The 2,750-nt window shown below is 67.1% G+C and carries 2 protein-coding genes; both read left to right on the forward strand.

Translation table 11 applies throughout. From position 1 onward, the window contains the following. The coding region (locus tag ACYCVF_RS36670; protein ID WP_459605038.1) for a hybrid sensor histidine kinase/response regulator at positions 1 to 2,334 on the forward strand (2,334 nt) is incomplete at its 5' end. A gap of 84 nt (positions 2,335 to 2,418) precedes the next feature. Next, a partial coding sequence (locus tag ACYCVF_RS36675) for a chemotaxis protein CheW (protein ID WP_459605037.1) occupies positions 2,419 to 2,750 on the forward strand: 332 nt, incomplete at its 3' end.

Raw genomic sequence — 2,750 nt, forward strand, 5'->3', positions numbered from 1 at the left:
GCCGCTGCGCCTGCGCCGGCACAGGATATGACCACGGGCACGCTGATCGATCAGACGCTGGAGCGCCCGTTGCGTCCGGGCGAAGTCTCGCTCGACGAGCTCGAGCGCGCCTTCCGCGAGACCGCGATCGAAGCGCCGGCACCGGTCGCCAGTGCCGAAGCAAAGGCCGAGCCCGCCCCCGAAGCGCCCGCCGCGAAGGAAGCAAAGCCGGCCAGGGAGAAGGCCGCGCCGAAGAAGTCGATGGCCGACGAGGGCGCCTCCGAGGGCGACCGCATCGCCAACCAGTCGATCCGCGTCAACGTGGATACGCTGGAGCACCTGATGACCATGGTCTCCGAGCTGGTCTTGACCCGCAACCAGCTGCTGGAGATCTCCCGCCGCAACGAGGACACCGAGTTCAAGGTGCCGCTGCAGCGCCTGTCCAACGTCACCGCCGAGCTGCAGGAAGGCGTCATGAAGACGCGCATGCAGCCGATCGGCAATGCCTGGCAGAAGCTGCCCCGCATCGTCCGGGATCTGTCGAGCGAACTCGGCAAGCAGATCGAGCTGGAGATGCACGGCGCCGACACCGAGCTCGATCGCCAGGTGCTCGATCTGATCAAGGACCCGCTCACCCACATGGTGCGCAACTCCGCCGATCATGGCCTGGAGACCCCCGCCGAGCGGCTCGCGAGCGGCAAGGGCGAGCAGGGCACCATTCGTCTGTCCGCCTATCACGAGGGCGGCCACATCATCATCTGCATCGCCGACAACGGCAGAGGCCTCAACACCGAGAAGATCAAGGCCAAGGCGATCTCCTCGGGCCTCGTCACCGAGGCCGAGCTCGAGAAGATGAGCGAAGCCCAGATCCACAAGTTCATCTTCGCCCCGGGCTTCTCCACCGCGGCCGCCATCACCTCGGTGTCGGGGCGCGGCGTCGGCATGGACGTGGTGCGCACCAATATCGACCAGATCGGCGGCACCATCGACATCAAGAGCGTGGCCGGCGAAGGCTCGTCCGTCACCATCAAGATCCCGCTGACGCTCGCCATCGTCTCCGCGCTGATCGTGGAAGCGGCCGGCGACCGCTTCGCCATCCCGCAGCTCTCGGTCGTGGAACTGGTGCGCGCCCGCGCCAACTCGGAGCACCGCATCGAGCGCATCAAGGACACCGCGGTTCTGCGCCTGCGCAACAAGCTCTTGCCGCTGATCCACCTGAAGAAGCTGCTCAAGATCGACGACGGCGCGGCTTCCGACCCCGAGAACGGCTTCATCGTGGTCACCCAGGTCGGCAGCCAGACCTTCGGCATCGTGGTCGACGGCGTGTTCCACACCGAAGAGATCGTGGTCAAGCCGATGTCGACCAAGCTGCGCCACATCGACATGTTCTCCGGCAACACCATCCTGGGCGATGGCGCGGTGATCATGATCATCGACCCCAACGGCATCGCCAAGGCGCTCGGCGCCGCCGGCTCCTCGGCCCATGACATGGGCGACGAGAACGGGGCGCATCACATCGGCTCGGGCGAGCAGACCACCTCGCTCCTGGTGTTCCGCGCCGGCTCGTCCCAGCCCAAGGCGGTCCCGCTCGGGCTCGTCACGCGCCTGGAAGAGCTGCCCGCCGACAAGATCGAGTTCAGCAACGGCCGCTACATGGTGCAGTACCGCGAGCAGCTGATGCCGCTGGTCGCCATGGAGGGCGTCACCATCGCGTCCCAGGGCGCCCAGCCGATCCTGGTGTTCGCCGACGACGGCCGCTCGATGGGCCTCGTCGTCGACGAGATCATCGACATCGTCGAGGAGCGCCTCAACATCGAGGTCGGCGGCTCCTCCTCCGGCATCCTGGGCTCGGCCGTGATCAAGGGCCAGGCCACCGAGGTGATCGACGTCGGCCACTTCCTGCCGATGGCGTTCTCCGACTGGTTCACCCGCAAGGAGATGAAGCCGTCGCTGCACTCGCAGTCGGTGCTGCTGGTCGACGATTCGGCGTTCTTCCGCAACATGCTGGCGCCGGTGCTCAAGGCCGCCGGCTACCGCGTCCGCACCGCGCCGACCGCGCAGGAGGGCCTGGCTGCGCTGCGCGCCCAGAGCTTCGACGTGATCCTGACCGACATCGAGATGCCGGACATGAACGGGTTCGAGTTCGCCGAGACCATTCGCTCCGACAACAACCTCGCCGCGACGCCGATCATCGGCCTGTCGGCGCTGGTGTCGCCGGCGGCGATCGAGCGCGGCCGTCAGGCCGGCTTCCACGACTATGTCGCCAAGTTCGACCGTCCCGGTCTGATCGCGGCGCTGAAGGAGCAGACCGCGGGCGCCGCCGGCGCCTCCGAGCTGAGCCGGGCAGCGGCGTAAGAGCATGATCCGGAAAAGTGTGAAGCGGTTTTCCGACCAGATCATGCTCAAGCAGGCGAACTTGCGGGACCAGGAGATACGCATATGAACAAGAAGACCCAGTCCGGCGAAGGCGCCATGGTCGAATACGTCACCGCGATGATCGGCGGCCAGCTGTTCGGCCTGCCGATCTCCCGCGTCCAGGACGTGTTCATGCCCGAGCGCGTCACCCGCGTTCCCCTGGCCTCGCGCGAGATCGCGGGCGTCCTCAATCTGCGCGGCCGCATCGTCACCGTGGTCGACATGCGCTCGCGCCTCGGCCTGCCCAGGGACGATGACGGCAAGACCCCGATGGCGGTCGGCGTCGACCTGCGCGGCGAATCCTACGGCCTGCTGATCGACCAGATCGGCGAGGTGCTGCGCCTGCCCGAGGCAGG

This window comes from Bradyrhizobium cedriense (genome assembly GCF_054602315.1).